Below are 21,296 nucleotides of genomic sequence, written 5' to 3'. Positions count from 1 at the left end.
TTCTCGACAGGATGGGGGTCAGGACTCGGAGCGGGACTCCATGGAGTCACGTAGGCCGTCGCCGACGAAGTTGATCGCGAGTACGGCGAGCAGGATCATCAGGCCCGGCGGGATCCAGATCCACGGCTGGCTGGACAGCACGGTGATCGACTGCGCCTCGCTCAGCATGTTGCCCCAGCTCGCCGCCGGCGGGCGGACACCCATCCCGAGGAAGCTCAGGCCGGACTCGAGGATGATCGCCTGTGCGACGCCGAACGTCGCGTTCACGACGATCGGGGACAACGCGTTCGGCAGGATGTGCCGGAACAGGATCCGCGGCGTGCGGTACCCCAGCGCCACCGCGGCCTGCACGTAGTCGCTGCCCTTGATCGAGAGCACGCTGCCGCGGACCAGCCGGCCGATCATCGGCCAGGCCAGCGCACCGATCACCACGATGATCGTGAGCAGACTCGGCCCGAGCACGCTGACCAGGATCAGGATCACCATGAAGTACGGGAACGACATGAACACGTCGGTGATCCGCATGAGCACCTGGTCCACCCAGCCGCCGTAGTACCCGGCGAGCAGACCGAGCAGGACGCCGATCACGACGTACACAACGACTGCCCCGACGCCGACGCTCATCGACACCCGGGCGCCGTAGATCAGCCGGCTGAGCACGTCACGCCCGACCGAGTCGGTGCCGAGCAGATGTTCACCCGACGGCGACGACTCGAACTTGTCGAAGATCCGGTTCGGGTCGTCAGGTGCCAGAAGCGGCGCCAGCGCTGCCATCAGCACCATCAGGACGACGACCACCAGCCCGACGACTGCCAAGCGGTGCCGCCGGAACCGCCGGATCATCAGCCGGGCGGACGACTGGCCGGTCTCGGGCTCGAGCCGCTTATGCATAGGCAACCCTCGGGTCCACCACCGCGTAGGCGATGTCGGTGAGCAGGTTGGCGGCGAACACGGCGATTGCCGCGATCAGGTTGATTCCCATCAGTACGGCGTAGTCGCGGGCGCCGATCGACTGGATGGTCAGCAGCCCGATCCCGGGCCACTGGAAGATCTGCTCGGTCACGATCGCGCCGCCGATCAGCGCGGACAGATCGATCCCGATCACCGTCACGACCGGGATCAGCGCGTTCCGCAGGGCGTGCTTGTTGGTGATGACCGACGCGCCGAGACCCTTCGCCTTCGCGGTCCGGATGTAGTCCTGGCCGAAGGCGTCGATCATGCTCGACCGGACGTACCGGACCATGCCGGCCGCGACCCCGGTGGCGAGCACGACGACCGGCAGGACGAGATGCGAGACCCGGTCGGCGAACCCGCCTCCGCGTCCCAGGGTCACCATGCCGCCAGTGGGGAACCAGCCCAGGGTGAGCGCGAAGACGTAGATCATCGCCAGGCCGAGGAAGAAGTGCGGCACCGAGATGCCGAGGAACGACGCCCCGACGACGCCGTAGTCGGCCGCAGTGTTGCGCCGGCGAGCCGCGAAGATCCCGATCGGAATCGCGACCAGGTAGGCGATGACGAGCGACGTACCCATCAACAGCAGGGTCGGTCCGATCCGGTCGGCGATCAGCTGGGTGACGGGCTCGCGGTTCTGGAACGAGACGCCGAGGTTGCCGTGCAGCAGTTGAGTGAGCCAGTTGAGGTACTGGACGAAGACGGGCTTGTCCAGACCGAGCGCGGTCTCGGTGCGGGCTACGTCCTCAGGGGTCGCGGTCGGGGAGAGGTACAGGTCGGCGGGGCTACCGGGCGCGAGGTTGATGATCAGGAAGTTGATCAGGGTCACGCCGAGCAGGACCGGGATTCCGATCAGGATGCGCCGGATGAGGTAGGTGACCATCAGCTCGCCTCCTGAGCCAGCGGGAAGTGGCAGGCCACCTGATGCCTGGCACCTCCCGCGGCGTTCAGGGGCGGAGCCTCGGTCCGGCAGATGTCCTGTGCGTAAGGGCAGCGAGTGTGGAACACGCAGCCGGGCGGAGGATTCGCCGGGCTCGGCACGTCGCCCTCGACGATGATCCGCTCCCGGTCGCGCAGCCGCGGGTCGGGTTCGGGATAGGCGTCGAGCAGGATCTCGGTGTACGGATGCCTCGGCCGGGCGAAGATCTCCGCGGTGGTCGCGGTCTCCATCACCTTGCCGAGGTACATCACCACGATCCGGTCGCTGATGTACTTGATCGCGCCGAGCCCGTGGCTGATGAACACGTAGGTCAGGCCGAACTCACCCTGCAGATCCTTGAGCAGATTCAGGACCTGGGCCTGGATCGAGACGTCGAGCGCGGACACCGGCTCGTCGCAGACGATCAGCCTCGGCTCGAGCATCAGCGCCCGCGCGATGCCGACCCGTTGCCGCATCCCGCCGGAGAGCTCGTGCGGGTAGCGGTCCAGGGAGAGCTGCGGGAGCCCGACGGTGGCCAGCATCTCGGCGGCCTTCGCCCGCGCGCCGGCGCGATCGAGGCGCTTGTGCGCGACCAACGGCTCGGCCAGCAGATCGCCGATCCGGATCTGCGGATTCAGCGACGAGTACGGATCCTGGAACACCATCTGCAGTTCGGTCCGCAACCGCCGCATCCTCGCGGTCGACAGCGTCGCGATGTCGGTCCCGTCGAACAGCACCGAGCCCGAGGTCGGCGGCTCCAGCCGTACGACGGCACGCCCGGTGGTGCTCTTCCCGCATCCGGATTCGCCGACGATGCCCACCGTTTCACCGGGGTACACGTCGAAGCTCACGCCGTCGACGGCGCGCACATGTCCGACCGTCCGGGCAATGACGCCTTTGCGGATCGGGTAGTACCGCCGGAGGTCTCGCACCTGCAGCAGGGGGCTGGCGTCTTCCACTGCCGTCATACCGAGACCGCCGTTCCGGTTTCGTCGTACAGCCAGCAGCGGACCGAGTGCGTGCCCTCGCCCTCGCCGAGTGGGCGGAGCGCCGGTAGTTCCGTCGTACAGCGGTCCATTGCGTGTGGACATCGCTCCCGGAAGCGGCAGCCGGTCGGTAGGTGCAGCAAGCTCGGGACGGAACCGGAGATCGGGGTGAGCCGGTCCCCGGCCGGGGTGGTGATGTGCGGGATCGACCTCAGCAGCGCGACCGTGTACGGGTGCTTCGGCTGGTCGAACAGCGTGTAGACGTCGGTCTCCTCGACGACCTGCCCGGCGTACATCACCGCGACCCGGTCCGCCATCTCCGCGACGACGCCGAGGTCGTGGGTGATGAAGATCGTCGCCGTACCGGTTTCCGCGCTCAGCTCCCGCATCAACCGCAGGATCTGCGCCTGGATCGTCACGTCCAGCGCCGTCGTCGGCTCGTCCGCGATGATCAGCTTGGGCCGGCAGCTCAGCGCCATCGCGATCATCACCCGCTGCCGCATCCCGCCGGACAGCCGGTGCGGATGGTCGTCGACGACCGCGCCCGCCCGAGGGATGCCGACCTTCTCCAGCAGTTCGATCGCCCGTTGGCGGGCCTCCGCCTTGGTCAGCCCGAGATGCAGGATCATCGTCTCGGCCAACTGGTCGCCGATGGTCAGCACCGGGTTCAGCGACGTCATCGGCTCCTGGAAGATCATCGCGATCGCGTGCCCGCGGATCCGGCGCAGCTCCGGCTCCGGCAGTCCGGCGAGATCCTGACCCTCGAACATCACGGAGCCCTCGGTGATCCGGCCGTTCCCGGCCAGCAGCCCCATGATCGACAGGGCGGAGACCGACTTCCCGCTGCCGGACTCGCCGACCAGGCACAACGTCTCCCCGGCCGCCACGGTGAAACCGACACCGTCCACCGGCGTGATCGGACCCTGGTCGGTCGTGAACTCGGTCCTCAACCCGTCGACCCGGAGCAGGGTGGACGCGGTGACAGGGGGAGTAACTGACAAGCGATCCTCCGTGGGGCGTCGAAGAACTCACTGTCCGGAGCCGGAATATTGGCTCTGGACATTGGATACTGTCATCCGCGCACTCAGGATGCTCCTCCCTCCGCGCAATCGATCAAATCCTTGTCATGACATCGCAGGGAACTTGCGTGACCGCCGTGACGCATGCGGGGATTTTGAGTTGTGGACGACGTAGATTTCCTGCTGGTTAACGCCTTACAGCACCGCCCGCGCGCGAGCTGGTCCCAGCTCGAGGCGATCGTCGGCGGTGATGCGTCGACCCTGTCGCGCCGCTGGAGCCGGCTCGTCGACAGCGGCCTGGTCTGGAGCTCGTGCTTCGCGGTGAGCCCAGGTGATCCGGACCGCCCGGACGGGCGCTTCGACTCGGTGGTGCACCCGTTGACCGGCGTCCTCGCACTGGTCGAGGTGTACTGCACCGCGGGCAGCCGCGAGAGCGTCATCGCCGGTATCGCGAAGACACCATCGGTGCTGACCGTCGAGTGCACGTCGGGTGGGCCCGACCTGATCCTGACCTTGTCCTGCCCGTCGGTCGCCGAGGTCGATGCCTACGTCGCCACAGAGCTGGCCGCGGATCCCGGCGTACGGCGGACCCGGACCCACTTCACCCGCACGTTCTTCAAGGAAGGAACGAGCTGGCGGCCCGGCATCCTCAGCGAACGTCAGGTCAAGGCGCTGCAGTCGTTTCCGGTGACCGGTATCGACGCACCCGCGATACCGACGCGCCTGCACGAGCTGGTCATCAACGGTCTCGCGGGCGACGTCCGCCGATCCGCGACCTCGATCGCCGACGAGATCGGCCGGAGCGTCGCCACTGTCACGCGGGCGATCGGGCAGATTCTCCATGCGCCGTGGGCGCGGACGCGGGTCGACTTCGCCCACAACCTCGTCGGCTACAACGCGTCTGTGATGGTGTGGTTCAGCGTGCCGCATCATCAGCTGGAGATGGTGGGTGCCGGCCTCGCTCTGATGCCGGAGACCCGGATGTGCTGCTCAGTGGTCAACCGCGCCAACCTGGCCGTCACCTTCTGGCTCCGGAGCCTGCGTGATCTCGACGCCGTCGAAACCAAGATCGCCCGCGCCTTTCCGACGGCGCGAACCGAGGAACGCTGGCTCCTCCCACGCTTCCCCAAGCGCCTGGGCCACACCCTCACCCCCAGCGGTCACCACGCCACCTTCATCCCACCAACCCACCCCCTCACCGCGGGACACTCCTAGCGGACGGCGGGGCCCGTTAGTGGTTCGGGGCGTAGGTCAGGATGACGACACCGTTGCCGACCTCCGTCACGGCGGCGAGGGCCAGTTGGGTTGGCGAGATTCCTGGGAGGAGGCGTTCTCCGGAGCCGGCGACGAAGGGGTGGACCCAGAGCTGGAGTTCGTCGAGCAGGCCTGCGTCAACCAGGGCGCGGCTGAAGGAACCTGTGCCGTACTTCAGAAGCGTCCCCTCGCGGGACTTCTTGAGTTCAGCGACCGCCTCGACGGCGTCGCCGTGCAGGACCTTGGTGTTCCAGGTCGCCTCGGTCAGCGTGCGCGACGCCACGTACTTCGGGAGTGGGTTGATCAGGTCGGCGAGTTCGCCGGGCCGCTCGGGCCACGACACGGAGAAGACGTCGTAGGTCTGCCGGCCGAGCAGCAACGCATCGGCGGTCCCCAGCAACGTCGCGGCGTGCTGGTTGTGAGCGTCGCCCTGGAAACCTTGCTGAGCGCCCCAGAACGCATCGCCGGTCACCATGCCGTCCAGTGAGATGTACGTCGATTCGATGAGTCTCATGGCGACGGAAGCTACCGGCCCGGCTCAGGGACCGTCTTGTACCGAAGCGCAGCGAACCCACGCGTGCCGGCAGCCGCACCTCACAGCCCCAGGATCACGCTGCCTCGCGCCACCTCCGCGGGAGTATGTCCGATGAACCGCCGAAGCGATCGGGTCAGGTGAGGCTGGTCGTAGTAACCCGCCTCCACCGCCACTTCCGCGATCGTCCGGCCCGCGTGCAGCATCCGCACAGCGCGCCTGGCGCGTTCGATGAGTCCCAGCGTGCGCAGCGGTAGGCCGACAGCTCGCACGAACCGGCTCTGCGCCGTCCGCGCCGGCATCGTACGTAGGCCGCCGTACCGCAGCTCTTCGATCATCGGGTCGACCAGTAGCAGTCCCTCCTTCCGGAGCCGATCGATGAACACGTCGATGTTCTGCGGCGTCGGCATTTCCCACGCCCTGCCGTCCAGCAGGATGCGACCGTCCGGCAGCGTCGGCAGCACCGAGTCACGCAGGTTCGTCAACCGCCCTGGCGGGAACATGGGCAGATACGCGCCGACCCGGAAGTCGGCGCCGAAGTACTCCGAGTCCGCCGAACACACCATGGTCGTTGCCTTCGTCGCCGGACCGCGGAGGTGCACGGCCCAGGTCCCCCTGATCCGCGCGAATCCGATCCCTGCCGTCACCGATGCCAGCGAACTGAAGGCCGTCGGACTGTCGCACTCCGCCGACCAGATCTGCGTCAACGGCCCCACCGGTCCACTGACGATGTGACTGTCCAGCCCCATGGACGCCAGTGAAACAGAATTCCCCGCCACGCGTCACCCGGTCACCGCGCTCGCCACCCGCGCGCTGTGACCGCACCGGTGGGTACCGCGTGCAGGCTATCCATGTCTTTCCAGCGATTGCGCGGACCGTGGTGATCTGTGGGTGTGGGCGGGGTGGAGGTGGGTTGCGGATGAAGCGCGGGCAGTTGACGGCAGGGCGGCTGAGGGTAGGGCGGTGCTTGGGGGACTTACTCCGGAGAGGGCTGACTCGTGAGGGGACGGGATGCGGCGTGTGGGAGGTGGGAGGACGCAGGGGTCGGGCTGGCTGAAGGTGTTGTTGGCTTCCGCGATGCGGGTCTCGTGGTCGAGGTGGGCCAGGACTTGGTTGGCAGTGGCGAGGGAGTTGGTGGTGGCCAGGTCCGGCGGAGAGAGCTCGTAGGTTTCTAGGTGGGCGAGGCCGGAGCGGAGGATCGACTCCAGGCGGGATCGGGTATCGGTGCCGGGTGGTTCGAGGTCGGGGAGACGGGCGGCGTTGTAGGTGAGGTCGACCAGGAGCGGGAACTGCCCGGCGGCGGTTTGGCGGTTGAGGAGGCTGAGGCTCTCGCCGGGTGGGAAGCCGTTGCGGGTGTCCAGGTCGGTGGTGATTTCGCGGACGGCGGGGACGAAGGCCGCGTAGTAACCGTTGGAGCGGACGGAATCGATGCCAGGGGCAACCTTGTCGATGCCCAGTCGGTGGATGAAGTCGTCGAGGTGGTCCTGGGCCCAGGCTTCGGTGACACCTTCCTCGAGCTGGCGGCCGCCGAGTTTCGTGAAGGCTTCGCGGGCGGCTTCCTGGGTGGCGTCGGCCGGGCCGAGGAAGTGCGCGTGCTCGTGTAGCAAGGTGGCCAAGGATTCGCGGTAGGCGACGAGTGTCGGAGTCGGACGGCTCGCGCCTGCGTGTTCGTAGAGGTGGCGGAGTGGGTCGACGATCGACTCGCGGTCGAGGTAGAGGGTGCCGTCCCAGTGGGCGAGGCCGAGCATCGCGCTGGAGGACTCGATGATGTGACCGTTCCACGCGGATTGGTCGGCGCCGGCGAGCGCGCGAGCCGTCTCCCCGCTCATCGCCAGCAGTTCGAGGACCGAGGTCGGGTGCGGCGAAACCGCCATCGTCGTCACGGGCGGAACGCGGCCGCGAGCCGGGTGAGGGAGTCGGCGGTGCGGCGAATTCGTACGCGATCGTTCGGGTCCTCGGCCTGCGCCGCGAGCCGGCCGAGTTCGGTGATCAGCCAGTCGGCGCGAGCCTGCCGCGCGGCGCGTGCCTGCGTCGCGGCTCCTGCCTGCGTGGCGGCAGACGGTGGGTCGAGTGGTGCGTGCGGGGTGGCGTTGGTCGGCGTACCGATCGAATGCTCCATGAGATGTCCTCCCGAGTCGTGAAGTCGGCGGAGAACATACGGAGATCAGACCCCGAATCAGCAGGCCACTTTGGAACTGTGGATAACCCCGGACCGGACCGCACCACCCCGACCACAAACACGGGCAGTCCGGCTCTCGTGACGCCAGGTGAGGGTGAGAGCACCGGCGAGACACCGTACGCGCGAACACGATCACGCTCAGGTGCACTACCTAGCCACCCGACATCTCCTGTCCAAAATGCACGCGCCGCCCTGCACGGCAGCACCTCAACCACCCACACATCAGTCAGAAGGGCCGGACAACCGGTCTTGTGCTCGCGGGTTGTCGCGGAGATTAGAAGAGTGTTGGTGGTTCGGATTCGATGGGCTCGGGGAGGGGTGCGAGCGTGGGGACGGCTGCCGCGACGGTTGCGTGGAAGCGGCGGGCGAGGTTGAGGGCCTCGACGTTGTCCGGGGTGTGCAGGAAGATCGTCGGGGAGCGGCCTTCGGAGAGCCAGCCGACGACCAGTTCGACGAGGTACGCCCAGCCGGCGACGGTCTCGTCCACGGAGTCGCGACCGATGTAGCGGACGATCGGGTGGCCGGTCAGGGCGCGGGTCCGGCGGGCGACCCGCGGCTTCTTCATCCAGGCGTCGCGTTCGGCGAGGCTGGTCGGGCGGCGGGCGAAGAGCGTGCCGGTGTCGAACGGGATCCATTCCGCGTTCGCCCGCGCGAGCACGCGTTCGAGGTTGGCTGCGGCGCGAGGATCGTCGAAGAAGTCGCGGTGCCGGACCTCCACGGCGTACCGGTGTTCGCGGGGCGCCTGGTGCAGGAACGCGGCGAGTGCGCCGAGGTCGGTCGGCGCGAACGCGGCCGGAAGCTGGATCCAGACCGCGTGATTGCGCGGGCCGAGCGGCTCGATCGCGGCGAGGAACGCGCGGAGGTCGGCGTCGACGTTGTTGAGCCGGCGCTCATGGGTGATGACCTGCGGCAACTTCACCACGAACCGGAAGTCGGGCGGCGTCTGCGCGGCCCAGGAAGCCACCGTGGACGCGGACGGCGTTGCGTAGAAGGTGGTGTTGCTCTCCACCGCGTTGCACCACGAGGCGTACGAACGCAGCTTGTCCCGCGAAGGCTGCGGCCACGCAGCATGGGTCCACTGCGCGCAACCGACGTACAGCGGCATGCTCACAGCGATCGAACGTACTGCCTGCAGACATGCACACGCGAGAACCGCTCACGCATCGAAGCCTCAGCCGAGATCGGTGCATGCATGAAGGCAGTCACCAGCTGGCCTGGCGCTTCGAAGCCGTCGGCGTCGTCCTGCGAGGACTTGTAGACATGGAGATAACGGAAGTTCTCCGTGAAGCCGGACCGTTGGTACCACTCGTTCGCTGACGCATCCCCGCGCGTCCATGCGTCCAGTACGTCGACCTGAAGCCGAGGAAGAACCGCCTCCAGCAGCCGTGTGGCCAGGCCGTGGCGTTGGTGTTCGGGATGTACGGCGAGTACGTCGATGGTGGCGCGGTCCGTGAAGATCTCGACGTCCATCAGGCCGACCACCATGTCGTCGTCGACGGCCACGAGTCGATGCGCCGGGTTGTCGAACGTCTTACGCTGCACCGCGACGTCGTCGTAGTACTCGGTGCCGAAGAAGCTCAGCAGGCGGCAGCGCAGCCAGCTGGCGGCGTCGGTGTCGCGGTACTCACGGATCTCGGTCATCCGGCGTCATGATGGCACGCCGCCCCGACACCCGGGATGGGTGTCGGGGCGGTCCTTACTGCCTAGGTCAGCGCTCGACCTCGCCGCGGATGAACTTCTCCACCAGGTCGCGGCAGACGTCGTCGGCGTACTGCTCCGGCGGCGACTTCATGAAGTACGACGACGCGGACAGGATCGGGCCGCCGATACCGCGGTCCTTCGCGATCTTCACGGCGCGGATCGCGTCGATGATGATGCCGGCCGAGTTCGGCGAGTCCCAGACCTCGAGCTTGTACTCCAGCGACAGCGGTACGTCGCCGAAGTTGCGGCCCTCGAGCCGGATGAACGCCCACTTGCGGTCGTCGAGCCAGGCCACGTAGTCGGACGGGCCGATGTGCACGTTGCGCGGGTCGATGTCATTGACCAGCTGCGAGGTGACGGACTGGGTCTTGCTGATCTTCTTGGACTCCAGCCGGTCGCGCTCGAGCATGTTCTTGAAGTCCATGTTGCCGCCGACGTTCAGCTGGTACGTCCGGTCGACGGTGACGCCACGGTCCTCGAACAGCTTGGCCAGCACGCGGTGCGTGATGGTGGCGCCGATCTGCGACTTGATGTCGTCGCCGACGATCGGTACGCCGGCCGCGGTGAACTTGTCGGCCCACTCCTTGGTGCCCGCGATGAAGACCGGCAGCGCGTTCACGAACGCGACCTTCGCGTCGATCGCGCACTGGGCGTAGAACTTCGCCGCCTGTTCGGAACCGACCGGCAGATAGCAGACCAGGACGTCGACCTGTGCGTCCTTCAAAGCCTGAACGACATCGACCGGCTCGGCCTCGGACTCGGTGATGGTCTCCCGGTAGTACTTGCCGAGGCCGTCGAGGGTGTGACCGCGCTGGACGGTGACACCGGTCGGCGGCACGTCGCAGATCTTGATCGTGTTGTTCTCACTGGCGCCGATCGCGTCGGCGAGGTCCAGGCCGACCTTCTTGCCGTCGACGTCGAACGCGGCCACGAACTCCACGTCCCGGACGTGGTAGTCACCGAACTGGACGTGCATCAGACCGGGGACGCGCTCGTCGGGCTTCGCGTCACGGTAGTAGTGCACGCCCTGGACGAGCGAGCTTGCGCAGTTGCCGACGCCGACGATCGCTACGCGAATCGAGGTCATCTGGAATCTCCTTGGGTAGGCGGGTAGTGCTGGTCAGGGGGCCGCTGTTGCCGCCGCTCGCCGTCGATCAGCTCGTTCAGCCAGCGGACCTCGCGCTCGGCCGACTCCAGGCCGTGCCGTTGCAGCTCGAGGGTGTAGGCGTCGACCCGCTCCGCCGTCCGGCTCATCGCCGCCCGGAAGTTGGCCAGCCGCTCCTCCATCCGGGCCCTGCGGCCCTCGAGGATGCGCAACCGGGTGGCCGGATCGGTCCGGCCGAAGAACGAGAAGCGGACGCCGAACGTGTCGTCCTCCCAGGCCGACGGACCGGCTTCGTGCATCGCGTGCGCGAAGTAGTCCTTGCCGTCGGCGGTGATCGTGTACACGATCTTGGGCCTGCGACCCGACTCCGGTGTCCCGGGGTCGGCCGTGATCAGCCCGTTGCGGAGCATCGCCTTCAGACACGGGTACAGCGAACCGAACGACAGCACGCGTCCCCAGCCGAACTGGGCGTTGACGCGCTTGCGGAGCTCGTAACCGTGCATCGGCGCTTCGTGCAGCAGACCGAGTACGGCGAGCTCCAGGACCCCACTGCGGTTTCCCATGAGCCACCTCCCTCAGTCTAGTTTGTCATGACGTGATGTATCGGTTCGATACATCGTGCTGCCACTGTAAGCAGACCCGGTGGCTGTGGACAACTCTTGACAAACCCGACCTTTGTCACCTTGGTCGAGCGGCACGCCCAGGAAACCTGTTACGTCAGACGCCGATCTGCGTTAATCGAATGACACCCAGCGTCGTAGCCCGGGAGCGGACGGTAATGACGGCACCAATGCCGCGCCTCCGGCGCGGCGGGTCATTGGGCTTTAACTCCCGGCCTTCCCTCGTCGCTCCGGTCGCTTCGCTCCCTCCACTCCTCAGTCCAGGCCGGGAGGCCCAATGACCGACAGTCATGGGAAGCACGCCAAGTCCGACGTGGAAGCCGAGGGTGCGCTCGCCCGGCTGGCGCTGCGGTTCACCGCGTTCACCGAGAAGTGGTTGCCGGACGCGTTCGGGTTCGTCCTGGTCGGCACGTTCGTGGTGCTGCTGTTCGGGCTTGTCACCGGTGAGCCGCTGCTGAAGCGCCCCGACGACCCGGCCGCGACCAAGGGCTTCGGAATGATCGATGCCTGGGGCATCGGGTTCTGGTCGCTGATCACGTTCACCCTGCAGATGGCGATGATCATCATCGGCGGGTACGCCGTCGCCACGAGCGGACCGATCGCGCGGTTGATCACGCGGCTGGCCCGGATCCCGAAGAGCCCGCGGACCGCGGTCGCGTTCGTCGCCGCGGTCGCGATGCTGGCGTCGTACCTGAACTGGGCCTTCAGTCTGATCTTCGCGGCGATCCTGGCGCGCGAGGTGGCGCGCAATGTGCCGAAGGCGGACTACCGCGCGCTCGGTGCGATGGCGTTCCTCGGGCTCGGAACCGTGTGGGCGCAGGGGTTGTCCGGCTCCGCGGCGCTGCAGGTGGCGAGTGCGAGCAGCAGTCCGGCGCCGGTGCAGGAGGTGATCAAGGCCGGCGGTCACGCCAGCGGCCTGATCCCGCTCAGCGACACGATCTTCACCTGGCAGGCGATCGTGGCGACGTTGATCGTGTACGCCGTCGGTGTCGGGATGGCGTGGTTCATCGCGCCGGGCGAGGGCAATGCGCGGACCGCGGAGCAGATCGGGATCGAACTCAAACCGCTCATCGGCCGCGGGTCGCCGTACAACGGTCAACGGAGCGAGACGAGGAGGCCAGGTGACTGGCTCGAGCATTCACCACTGTTCAGTCTGCTGATCGTCCTGCTCGGTGTGGTCTACCTGGTCCGCTACTTCAGTGGCAAGAGTTTCTTCAACGCGCTGGACCTCAACACGGTCAACCTGATCCTGTTCCTGCTCGCGATGCTCCTGCACTGGCGGCCGTGGCGGATGGCACGTGCGGTGCGCGACGGTGCTCCCGCGGCAGCCGGCGTACTGCTCCAGTTCCCCTTGTACGGCGGGATTTTCGGGATGATCGCCTACACCGGGATCTCCGCGCGCCTCGCCGGGTGGCTGGTGCAGGCGAGCAACCAGTTCCTGTTCCCGCCGCTGGTCGCGATCTACTCGTGCATCCTCGGCATCTTCGTCCCGAGCGGCGGCAGCAAGTGGGTGATCGAGGCGCCGTACGTGCTGCAGGCCGCCAACGAACTGAAGGTCGACGCGGGCTGGATGGTCGTCGTGTACGACCTCGGTGAGGCGAGTGCGAACCTGCTGCAACCGTTCTGGATGTTGCCGACGCTCGCCATCCTCGGCCTCAAGGCCCGCGACATCATGGGCTACACGTTCACGATGTTCCTGGCCTGTTTCCCGGCCGCGCTGATCGCGGTGACATTGCTCGCACCGCACGTCACGGGGTAACCGCTTGCACCGACTTTGGGTGCGGCAGGACCTGCTTGCTAGCATCCGGAGCGGATTCGGGCCTGTTACCACACCCACCGTAGTCTGTGGGGCAATGACTTCAGCGAGATCGTCGAGGATTGCACAGTGAGTGAAGCTCGTAGGAAGGCCGTCCCGCCGCCCCGGCGCAAGAAGCACTGGGCGCTCCGGGTGCTCGGCTGGCTGACCGCACTCCTCTTCCTCGGCATCATCGGTTCGGTCGCGGCCTTCTTCGTCGTCTACCAGACGACCAAGATCCCGGACCCGAACAAGGAGTTCGCCACCAACACGACCACGGTGATGTACGCCGACGGACGCAACCCGCTGGGATCCTTCTACGAGCAGAACCGGCGAACGGTACCGCTGTCGCAGATCCCGAAGCGGGTCCAGGACGCGGTGATCGCGGCCGAGGACCGGACGTTCTGGACCAACCCCGGCATCTCCCCGTCCGGCATGGTCCGGGCGGGAGTGAATATTGCCCGCGGCCAGCAGTTGCAGGGTGGTTCGACGATCACGCAGCAGTACGTCAAGGTCATGTACCTGACGCAGGAGCGGACGGTCTCGCGGAAGCTCAAGGAACTGTTCATCGCCACGAAGCTCGGCCGGCAGCAGGACAAGAGCAAGACCCTCGAGGGCTACCTGAACACGATCTACTTCGGCGAAGGTGCGTACGGCATCGCCGCCGCCGGTGACGCCTACTTCCAGGTGAAGGACCCGAACCTTCTGAGCGTCCAGCAGGCGGCCCTGCTCGCCACCGTGCTGAACAACCCGACTCTGTTCGACGTCAACGACCCGGATCCGCGGACCAAGAAGCGGATCGTCGAGCGGTACCACTACGTCCTCGACGGCATGCAGCAGATGGGCACGATCACCGAGGCCCAGGAGAAGCAGTACGCCAACAAGCTCCCGGACCTGTCGAACATGAAGAAGAAGAGCAGCCGCTACGCCGGTCCTAACGGCTTCCTGCTCGACATGGCGAAGAAGGAACTGGCGCAGCGACTGGCGGCGCTGGGCCTCGACGAGGACGCGATCACCGGCGGCGGCCTGAAGGTGACCACCACCTTCAACTACACCCAGCAGAACAACATGCTCAAGGCCGCGAACAAACAGCCGGAGAAGCGTGACAATCTGCACGTCGGGATGGCGACAGTCCAGCCAGGCACCGGTGCCCTGCTCGCCATGTACGGCGGGCCTGACTACCTGAAGAGTCAGCTGAACTGGGCGACGTCGAAGGCAAGGCCCGGGTCGGGCTTCAAGCCCTTCGCACTGGCCGCCGCGCTCAAGGACGGTAAGAGCATCTACGACATCTTCCAGGGTGACAGCCCGATCAAGATCCAGGGCCAGAAACTCGGCAACGAGTTCAACCGTGACTACGGCGACGTCACTCTGCTGAAGGCCACCGAGCAGTCGATCAACACGGCCTTCTACGACCTGGTCGACAACCAGATGGACGACGGTCCGGACAAGCTCGTCAACGCAGCCGAGGCAGCCGGTATCCCGAAGACGAAGGCCCTCGAGACCGGGCGGCACAATCCGTCGACCGTGCTCGGTCCGGACCCGTACGCGTCGGCGGTCGACATGGCGGAGGCCTACGCGACGTTCGCGGCCGACGGCGTGTACGCGCCGCTGCACGTCATCAAGGAGGTCAAGGGCCCGGACGGCAAGGTGCTGTGGAGCGAGAAGAGCCTGGACAAGCAGAAGAAGCAGGCCATCGACCAGAACATCGCGCGGACCGTGAACTACGTCCTGCAGGACGTCGTCACGAAGGGCACCGGAACCGGCGCCAAGGAGTTGGACCGTGCGGTGGCCGGCAAGACGGGTACGGCCGGTGGTGTTGCTGTCGAGGACCGCGCCGAGAACAAGGCCTGCGACGGCTGCAAGGAGGGCTCGGCGACGCTGACCTCCTGGTGGACCGGGTACACGCCGCAGCTGTCCACAGCCGTGGTGTATCGCGCCGGCAAGAGCGGTGAGTCGGACCTGGATCCGTACAGTGACGACAAGGCGTTCTTCGGTGGGAACTGGCCGCTGCAGACCTGGCTGGCGTTCATGAAGCCCGCCCTCGACGGCGTGCCGGACGCGGAATTCCCCGAGCCGGACGAGGACGCCATCAAGGACACGTCGACCCCGACGTACACCCCGCCGCCGAGCACTCCGCCCCCCAGTACGCCGCCGCCGAGCTCACCTCCCCCGAGCACGCCGCCGCCGAGTACTCCGCCGCCGAACACCCCGACCGGCAGGCCGACGAAGACCAAGCCGACGCAGACGACGACGACCCCGGTCATTCCGTCACTGCCGACCGGCGGGCCATCGCAACCGACCGAGACACCGACGAGGACACCAGGCGGCCAGTAGCACCGGTGCCTGCCAGCCGGGCACGGCGACTGGAACCCGGATGAGGGACGATGGGGGCGTGACTCGGGTGGACTGTGGTGGCCGGCGGTGGGCGCGTGTTTGAGCGCTCGGCTGCCGGCGAGCCCAGGCCGGGGCGGGCTCGGCGAGCCCGGGCGGACCGGGTCGGCTGGCAGCGGTGGATGCCGACGCCGCTGGCCCAGGAGGTGCTCGGGTGGTGGCTGGTCACCCGGGTGGCGCTGTTCGTGCTGTCGGTCTCCGCGCCGCTCATGTTCAACCGGGGCAGCGACTACCCGAACGTGTGGAAGGCCTGGCTGCAGTGGGACGTCTGGCACCTGAAGGCGGTCGCCGAGTTCGGCTACAACAACGGTGAGCCGTCCGGTGCACCCCTGGCCGCGTTCTTCCCGGGCTTCCCGTTGCTGGTCCGGCTGATCAACTACACCGGCATCGGTTACGTTGCCGCCGGCATCGTGGTGTCGGCAGTCGCCAGCGCCGCGGCGGGCGTGTACCTCGCGCGCCTGGCGCAGTACGAGTTCCCGGAGCTGAAAGGCATCGGCCCGAACGCCGCGATGATCTGGTACGGCGCTCCGGTCGGGGTGTTCCTCGCCGCCGGGTACACCGAGGCGCTGTTCTGCGCCTTCGCGTTCCCCGCCTGGCTGGCCGCACGGCAGGGACGCTGGGCGCGTGCCGCCGTCTTCGTCGCGCTGGCGTGCACGGTGCGGGTGTCCGGGCTCTTCCTGATCTTCGCGCTGCTCGTCGAGTTCGTCACCTCGAAGAAGCGTGACTGGTTGTCGCTGCCGTGGCTGGCGTTGCCCGTCATACCGGTGCTCGGCTTCATGGCGTACCTGAAGCAGATTCACGGCTCCTGGTTCGCCTGGCAGGACGCGCAGGAGAAGGGCTGGGCGCGGGAGTTCACCTGGCCGTGGATCTCGCTGATGCACACTTTCGAGGCCGCGAGCAAGGGCCACTTCCCGGCTGACCGCAGCGACTGGACCTGGATGTTCCGGGCCGAGCTGGTCGCGCTGTTCGTCGGGCTGATCCTGCTCGCCTGGCTGTTCTGGCGCCGATCCTGGGGCGAGGCAGCCTGGGTTGCCGCCACGATCGGTGCGTTCTGTACGTCGTTCTGGATCTACTCACTCACCCGGGCCACCCTGCTCATGTGGCCGCTGTGGATCGGCCTCGCGGTCCTGGCCAGACGCAGACCGTGGATCGGCCGCCTCTACCTGGCCGTGGCGATACCCCTGGCAGCCATCTGGGCGGCGGGCTTCTTCACCGGCCGCTGGTCCGGCTGAGTAGTTCTGCTCAGGCGCCGGACCCGCCGCGTACTTACCGTGGTCGCATGGAAGCCCGGACGATCGGCAGGGTCGCCCTGCAGGCGGTCTTCGTCGGCGTGATGGCAGGCGTCGCGTACGCGCTGATGCGTCAGTTCGGTGCGCCGCTGTGCCCGCCGACCGGGGTGAGCTGCGCCGTGGAGAGCGGTGGCGCGCTGTTCGCCGTACAGCTCGGTGGTGTGGCGACGGCGCTGGCGCTGCCCGTGCTGGCGCTCCGGGCCGGTCTCGGGTGGGTGTTCGCGGTCGCCGCGACGGCGGGAGTGCTGGCCGTGAACCTGGTCTGGTTCCTGTCATTGTCCGGCATGTGGACAGTTCTGGGGTGAGGCAACCCTCGGGAGGGTTCGAGCGTCGATAGGGGTGAAGGGGTGGCAGTCCGGGCGGGGACCGCCACCCCTCCTTACTTTCAGTGAAGTGCCGCCGGCGGAACCTCTCAGGGGCAGGCTCCGCCGGCTGGACCACACGAGGGCGACGGCACCGGCCGTCGCCCTCGCGTCATGCTCAGCCGTAGTTGCGGTCGATCGACTGCGACGGGGTCGGGCTCGGCTTGGTCTCGGCGACGCGCTTGTCGCTCGGGTGCGTGCCGGTCTCGACGCCCTTCAGGGTGCCGAGCAACTCGATCTCGGACAGCGTGACGCCGTCGGCGCCCGCCGCCGGGGTGAGCACCAGCCGGTACTGCGTGTACGCCTTGGGCGAGCTGATGCTGAAGGACCTCGTGTACGACGCCCACGCCCAGCTCTCCCCGGTACGGCGGTCGACTGTCGTCCACGTCGTACCGTCGTTCGAGCCCTCCAGCGTCCACGCCGACGGACCAGTGCCGGTCGCACCGCTTGTCAGCGTGTACATGCCGACCGGACGACCCTGTGGCAGGGCGACCGTGACCGTCGGCTGGGCGCCGGTCAGCGTGACCTGTGTCTTCGAGTCGTTGTCGATCAGCGCGGAGACGTCGGCGCCACCCGCACCGATCACCGCGCCGGTGTCGGAGGTCGAGTCCCGCCAGGTCGTCGGGTCCTCGCCCGGCTTGGTGATCGACGGCGGGGCGTCGTTGCGGCCGGTGCCCCACTTGGTCGGCTGGTCGGTCATCTCGAACTCGATCTTGCCGCCGTTCGCGATCAGGTCGTGCGGCAGCGCTGTAGAAGTCCAGTTCTTGCCGTTGACCTTCACGCTCTTCACATAGGTATTGCGAGAGGAGTTCTGAGGTGCGCTGATCACCAGCTTCTTGCCGCCGGCCAGCCGGACCGTCGCCTTGGTGAACAGCGGCGAGCCGATCGCGTACGACGGTGAACCGACCTGCAAAGGGTAGAAGCCGAGCGAGCTGAACAGGTACCACGACGACATCTCGCCGTTGTCCTCGTCACCCGGGTACCCCTGCCCGATCTCCGAGCCGGTGTACAACCGGGACAACGCCTCACGCACGAGAGCCTGCGTCTTCCACGGCTGCCCCGCCACGTCGTACATGTAGGTGATGTGGTGCGACGGCTGGTTGCTGTGGCCGTACTGCCCCATCCGGACGTCACGCGCCTCGAGCATCTCGTGGATCGTGCCGCCGTACCCGCCGGTGTGCAGCGCGTCTTCCGGCGTACCGAAGAACTCGTCGAGCTTCTTCGCGAGACCGTCCCGCCCGCCGTAGATCGCGGCCAGGCCGGCTCCGTCCTGCGGGGTGGAGAACGCCATGTTCCACGCGTTCGTCTCGGTGTAGTCGTGACCCCAGTCGCGCGGGTCGAAGGTGCTCGGGGAGTTGCCCCAGACACCGTCCGGGCCCTTGCCCTGGAAGAAGCCGACCGTCGGGTCGTAGAGCGTGACGTAGTTGCGGGCCCGGTTCAGGAAGTACTTGTAGTTGTCCAGGTACTCCTGCTTGCGCGGGTCGTTCTTCTTCGCCTTGTCGTACAGGGCCTTCGACATGTTCGCGATGCCGTAGTCGTTGATGTAGCCGTCCATCGACCAGCTGAAGCCCTCACCGGTGGTGTTGGCCGTGTAGCCGTTGAACGTGGACAGGTCCATGCCCTTGCGGCCGACGTTCTGCGACGGCGGTACGACGGACGCGTTCTTGACCGCCGCGTCGTACATCGCCTGGACGTCGATCCCCTTGATGCCCTTGAGGTAGGCGTCCGCGAAGGCGACGTCGGACGACGTACCGACCATCAGGTTCGCGTAGCCGGGGGAGGACCAGCGGGAGATCCAGCCGCCGTCCTTGTACTGCTGGACGAATCCGTTGACCAGATCTGCGGCCTCGTCCTGCGCGAACAGCGAGTACGCCGGCCACACCGTGCGGTACGTGTCCCAGAACCCGTTGTTCACGTACGTCTGGCCGGCCACGATCTTCGAGCCGGTCGTGGTCGGGGTGTCGGTGCCCACCTTCGGCGAGGTCGGCGACGCGTAGGTGATGACCGGCTTGTCCTTGGATCCCGTGTTCTCGGATCCGTTGTTCGGGTAGAGGAACAGCCGGTACAGGTTCGAGTACAGCGTGGTCAGCTGGTCGGCCGTCGCGCCCTCGACCTCGATCGTGCTGAGCTTCTTGTCCCACAGCGCCTGCGCCGCGTCCTTGACCTTGCTGAACTTCGATCCTGCGGGAAGCTCGAGTTCCAGGTTCTTCCGGGCCTGCTCGGTGCCGATCAGCGACGTGGCGAGCCGCAGTTGGACCTGGGTGGTCTTGGGGTCGAACGTGTAGTAGCCGCCAACGTTGGCGCCGCCACCGTCGGACAGCTTGCCCGAGGCAATCACCTTCTGGTCCACGACGCCGTACACGAAGAGCCGGCCGGCGCCGGTGGACAGGCCGCTCTTGATGTCGCTGTACCCCGTGACCACACCGGTCGCCGGGTCGAGCGTGAGGCCGCCGCTGTTGTTCACGTTGTCGAAGATCAGCGACGCCTTGCCGGCCGGGAAGCTGAACCGCAGCATCGCGGCGTGGTCGGTCGGCGCGATCTCGGCCGCGTTGCCGTTGTCGAACGTGACGCCGTAGTAGTACGGACGCGCGATCTCGTTGTCGTGGCTGAACGACCAGGCGCGGGCCTTCCGGTCCGCGGTCGGGGTGGCGGCCGTCTGCGTGACACTCTGGGGCATCACCTGGAAGGTCTGCCGGTCACCCATCCACGGGCTGGGCTCGTGGCTGATCGACAGCGCCTGCATGGTCGGCTTGTTCGCCTCGTTGTTGCCCTTGGCATAGTCGTACAGCCAGGACGTCGACCCGGCGTTCGTCACCGGAGTCCAGAAGTTGAAGCCGTGCGGTACGGCGGTCGCCGGGAAGTTGTTGCCCCGCGAGAAGCCGCCGGTCGCGTTCGTGCCGCGGGTGGTCAGCGCGAGGTCCGACGGGTGCTTGGCCGCGGTCTTCTGCGCCGCGCGATCCGGGTTGATCGCCGCGGCGATCCGGACGTCGTCGATCCAGCCGCGGAACTCGGCCGGTCCGGACGGCTTGTCGTACCCGACCAGGATCCGCGTGATCGTCTTGCCGGCGGCAACCTTGCCGAGATCGGCCTCGATGTTGTTCCACTGGTTCGTGTAGAGGGCCTTGGAGTCGCCCTGGCCGCGTGGGCTGAGCTCGAAGCCGTGGTGGTCCTTGACCTTCAGGTCGCTCAGGTAGGTGCCGTCGGAGAACGCCAGGTCGAGCGCGGCGTAGGTGCTCGGGTAGCTGAGGTCGCCCTCGACGTGCTCCGGGAAGATCTTGTACGAGAGGCGGGTGTCCTTGCCCACCTTCAGGTCGACGTCGGACACCTTGTTCCACGTGTACCCACGGCCCTCTGCGTCCTGGTGTCCGGCGTACCGGAAGGACTTCACGCCGGTGAAGCCGACGCGAGCGCGAGCGTTGTAGGCGCTGGTCGGGCCGGAGTCGAGGCGCGACTCGGCGACCGGGCCGGGTGGCGGGAGCGGGGCGCCGTTCGACAGGTACCAGTCGGCGAGCTGGACGATGTTCTCGCCGTGGTTCAGCGTGATGTCCAGCTTGAAATACGTGTACGCCGTGTCGTTGGCGAAGCTGTACTCCTTGGTCTGGAACCGGTTCTCGAAGCTCTGACCGGTCTGGGTGTCCAGCGTGGTCCACGTGGTGCCGTCGTTCGAACCTGAGACGGTCCAGTTCTGCGGGTCGCGGCCGTCCGCGTCGTTCGCCGAGGTCAGCGCGTACTTCTTGATCACCACCGGGGCCGAGGTCTGGTAGACCAGCCAGCCGGTCGGCTCGAACACCAGCCACTTGGTGAACTTGTCACCGTCGGCGACGTTCGTGGCGATCTCGCCACCACCGGTGTTCTCACCGTTCGCGGTCACCTTGGTGACCTTGTCCATCTCGCTGCCGCCGATCCCGGTCGGCGTCGGGCCGCGCACCCCGTCGGTGCGTGGCTTCCCGTCCGGGCCGGTTTCGACGGCGTCGGTGTAGCCCGGCTGCGGCTGGCCGGGCTCGAACGAGGTGAAGTACGACGAACCGCTGATCACCGGCTGCTCCGAGGCAGCAGGTGAAGCGGCATGCGCTGGCGTCATGGCAGTAGACATTGTCATAACGAGCCCGAGCGACGCGACGAGCCCCAGTGGGCGGCGGAGATCCATCTACGCTCCTTGTACGGCCGGGCACACGGGCGCCCGGTTCCACGGC

Annotated in this window: 18 protein-coding genes; 5 read left to right on the top strand and 13 right to left on the bottom strand. The window is 67.1% G+C overall.

The features are described 5' to 3' along the window. Positions 1-18: 18 nt before the first annotated feature. The 4 genes from opp4C to EV649_RS27035 are packed head-to-tail and all read right to left on the bottom strand — an operon-like array spanning position 19 to position 3,857. Complete coding sequence (gene opp4C / locus EV649_RS27050; RefSeq protein ID WP_130386431.1) at positions 19-891, bottom strand: oligopeptide ABC transporter permease; 873 nt, start codon at positions 889-891, stop codon at positions 19-21. Then, on the bottom strand, positions 884-1,834 hold the full coding sequence (locus EV649_RS27045) for an ABC transporter permease (RefSeq protein ID WP_130386430.1): 951 nt from the start codon (positions 1,832-1,834) through the stop codon (positions 884-886). The genes opp4C and EV649_RS27045 overlap by 8 nt, the downstream gene beginning before the upstream one ends. Next, positions 1,834-2,838, bottom strand: coding sequence for a dipeptide ABC transporter ATP-binding protein (locus EV649_RS27040; RefSeq protein ID WP_130386429.1), 1,005 nt, complete (start codon positions 2,836-2,838; stop codon positions 1,834-1,836). Before EV649_RS27040 ends, EV649_RS27045 begins: the two co-directional genes overlap by 1 nt. Then, complete coding sequence (locus EV649_RS27035) at positions 2,835-3,857, bottom strand: ABC transporter ATP-binding protein (RefSeq protein WP_157996325.1); 1,023 nt, start codon at positions 3,855-3,857, stop codon at positions 2,835-2,837. Before EV649_RS27035 ends, EV649_RS27040 begins: the two co-directional genes overlap by 4 nt. 180 nt (positions 3,858-4,037) lie before the next feature. On the opposite strand from EV649_RS27035, the gene EV649_RS27030 reads away from it, so the two are divergent. Beyond that, complete coding sequence (locus EV649_RS27030; protein ID WP_130386428.1) at positions 4,038-5,090, top strand: Lrp/AsnC family transcriptional regulator; 1,053 nt, start codon at positions 4,038-4,040, stop codon at positions 5,088-5,090. A 16-nt stretch (positions 5,091-5,106) separates the two neighbouring features. Here EV649_RS27030 and EV649_RS27025 read toward each other — a convergent pair whose 3' ends face one another. From EV649_RS27025 to EV649_RS26990, 8 genes are all read right to left on the bottom strand, one after another. Next, positions 5,107-5,643, bottom strand: coding sequence for a dihydrofolate reductase family protein (locus EV649_RS27025; protein WP_130386427.1), 537 nt, complete (start codon positions 5,641-5,643; stop codon positions 5,107-5,109). 80 nt (positions 5,644-5,723) lie between these two features. Further along, the gene (locus tag EV649_RS27020) at positions 5,724-6,410 is read right to left on the bottom strand and encodes a helix-turn-helix domain-containing protein (RefSeq protein WP_130386426.1); all 687 of its coding nucleotides are present in this window, start codon (positions 6,408-6,410) and stop codon (positions 5,724-5,726) included. A gap of 96 nt (positions 6,411-6,506) precedes the next feature. Continuing rightward, positions 6,507-7,544: a hypothetical protein gene (locus tag EV649_RS27015; protein WP_130386425.1), complete on the bottom strand. Its 1,038-nt coding sequence runs from the start codon at positions 7,542-7,544 to the stop codon at positions 6,507-6,509. After that, positions 7,541-7,780, bottom strand: coding sequence for a hypothetical protein (locus EV649_RS27010; RefSeq protein WP_130386424.1), 240 nt, complete (start codon positions 7,778-7,780; stop codon positions 7,541-7,543). The genes EV649_RS27015 and EV649_RS27010 overlap by 4 nt, the downstream gene beginning before the upstream one ends. Positions 7,781-8,114: 334 nt before the next feature. Continuing rightward, a complete protein-coding gene (locus EV649_RS27005; protein WP_130387142.1) occupies positions 8,115-8,945 on the bottom strand; it encodes a DUF72 domain-containing protein in 831 nt (276 codons plus the stop codon). A 2-nt stretch (positions 8,946-8,947) separates the two neighbouring features. Next, positions 8,948-9,481 (bottom strand): N-acetyltransferase, encoded by a 534-nt coding sequence (locus EV649_RS27000; protein WP_130386423.1) that lies wholly within the window; start codon positions 9,479-9,481, stop codon positions 8,948-8,950. Between the two features lie 67 nt (positions 9,482-9,548). Further along, a complete protein-coding gene (locus tag EV649_RS26995; protein WP_130386422.1) occupies positions 9,549-10,628 on the bottom strand; it encodes an inositol-3-phosphate synthase in 1,080 nt (359 codons plus the stop codon). After that, complete coding sequence (locus tag EV649_RS26990) at positions 10,625-11,209, bottom strand: PadR family transcriptional regulator (RefSeq protein WP_130386421.1); 585 nt, start codon at positions 11,207-11,209, stop codon at positions 10,625-10,627. The genes EV649_RS26995 and EV649_RS26990 overlap by 4 nt, the downstream gene beginning before the upstream one ends. A 334-nt stretch (positions 11,210-11,543) precedes the next feature. Between EV649_RS26990 and EV649_RS26985 the strand changes: the two genes are divergently transcribed. The 4 genes from EV649_RS26985 to EV649_RS26970 all read left to right on the top strand — a co-directional run bounded on the left by EV649_RS26985 (position 11,544) and on the right by EV649_RS26970 (position 17,046). Next, a complete protein-coding gene (locus EV649_RS26985) occupies positions 11,544-13,025 on the top strand; it encodes a TIGR00366 family protein (RefSeq protein WP_130386420.1) in 1,482 nt (493 codons plus the stop codon). 126 nt (positions 13,026-13,151) lie between these two features. After that, complete coding sequence (locus EV649_RS26980; RefSeq protein WP_130386419.1) at positions 13,152-15,395, top strand: transglycosylase domain-containing protein; 2,244 nt, start codon at positions 13,152-13,154, stop codon at positions 15,393-15,395. A gap of 95 nt (positions 15,396-15,490) precedes the next feature. Beyond that, on the top strand, positions 15,491-16,684 hold the full coding sequence (locus EV649_RS26975) for a mannosyltransferase family protein (RefSeq protein WP_241998719.1): 1,194 nt from the start codon (positions 15,491-15,493) through the stop codon (positions 16,682-16,684). Between the two features lie 47 nt (positions 16,685-16,731). After that, positions 16,732-17,046: a hypothetical protein gene (locus EV649_RS26970; RefSeq protein WP_130386418.1), complete on the top strand. Its 315-nt coding sequence runs from the start codon at positions 16,732-16,734 to the stop codon at positions 17,044-17,046. A gap of 175 nt (positions 17,047-17,221) precedes the next feature. On the opposite strand, the gene EV649_RS26965 is transcribed toward EV649_RS26970, so the two are convergent. After that, entirely contained in the window at positions 17,222-21,184 is a 3,963-nt protein-coding gene (locus tag EV649_RS26965; RefSeq protein WP_241998718.1) for a GH92 family glycosyl hydrolase, read from the bottom strand. Between the last annotated feature and the right edge of the window lie 112 nt (positions 21,185-21,296).

This window comes from Kribbella sp. VKM Ac-2569 (genome assembly GCF_004216905.1).
Classification (GTDB): domain Bacteria; phylum Actinomycetota; class Actinomycetes; order Propionibacteriales; family Kribbellaceae; genus Kribbella.
The sequence above is the reverse complement of the archived record's forward strand: the minus strand, read 5'-3'. Positions and strand labels throughout refer to the sequence as shown.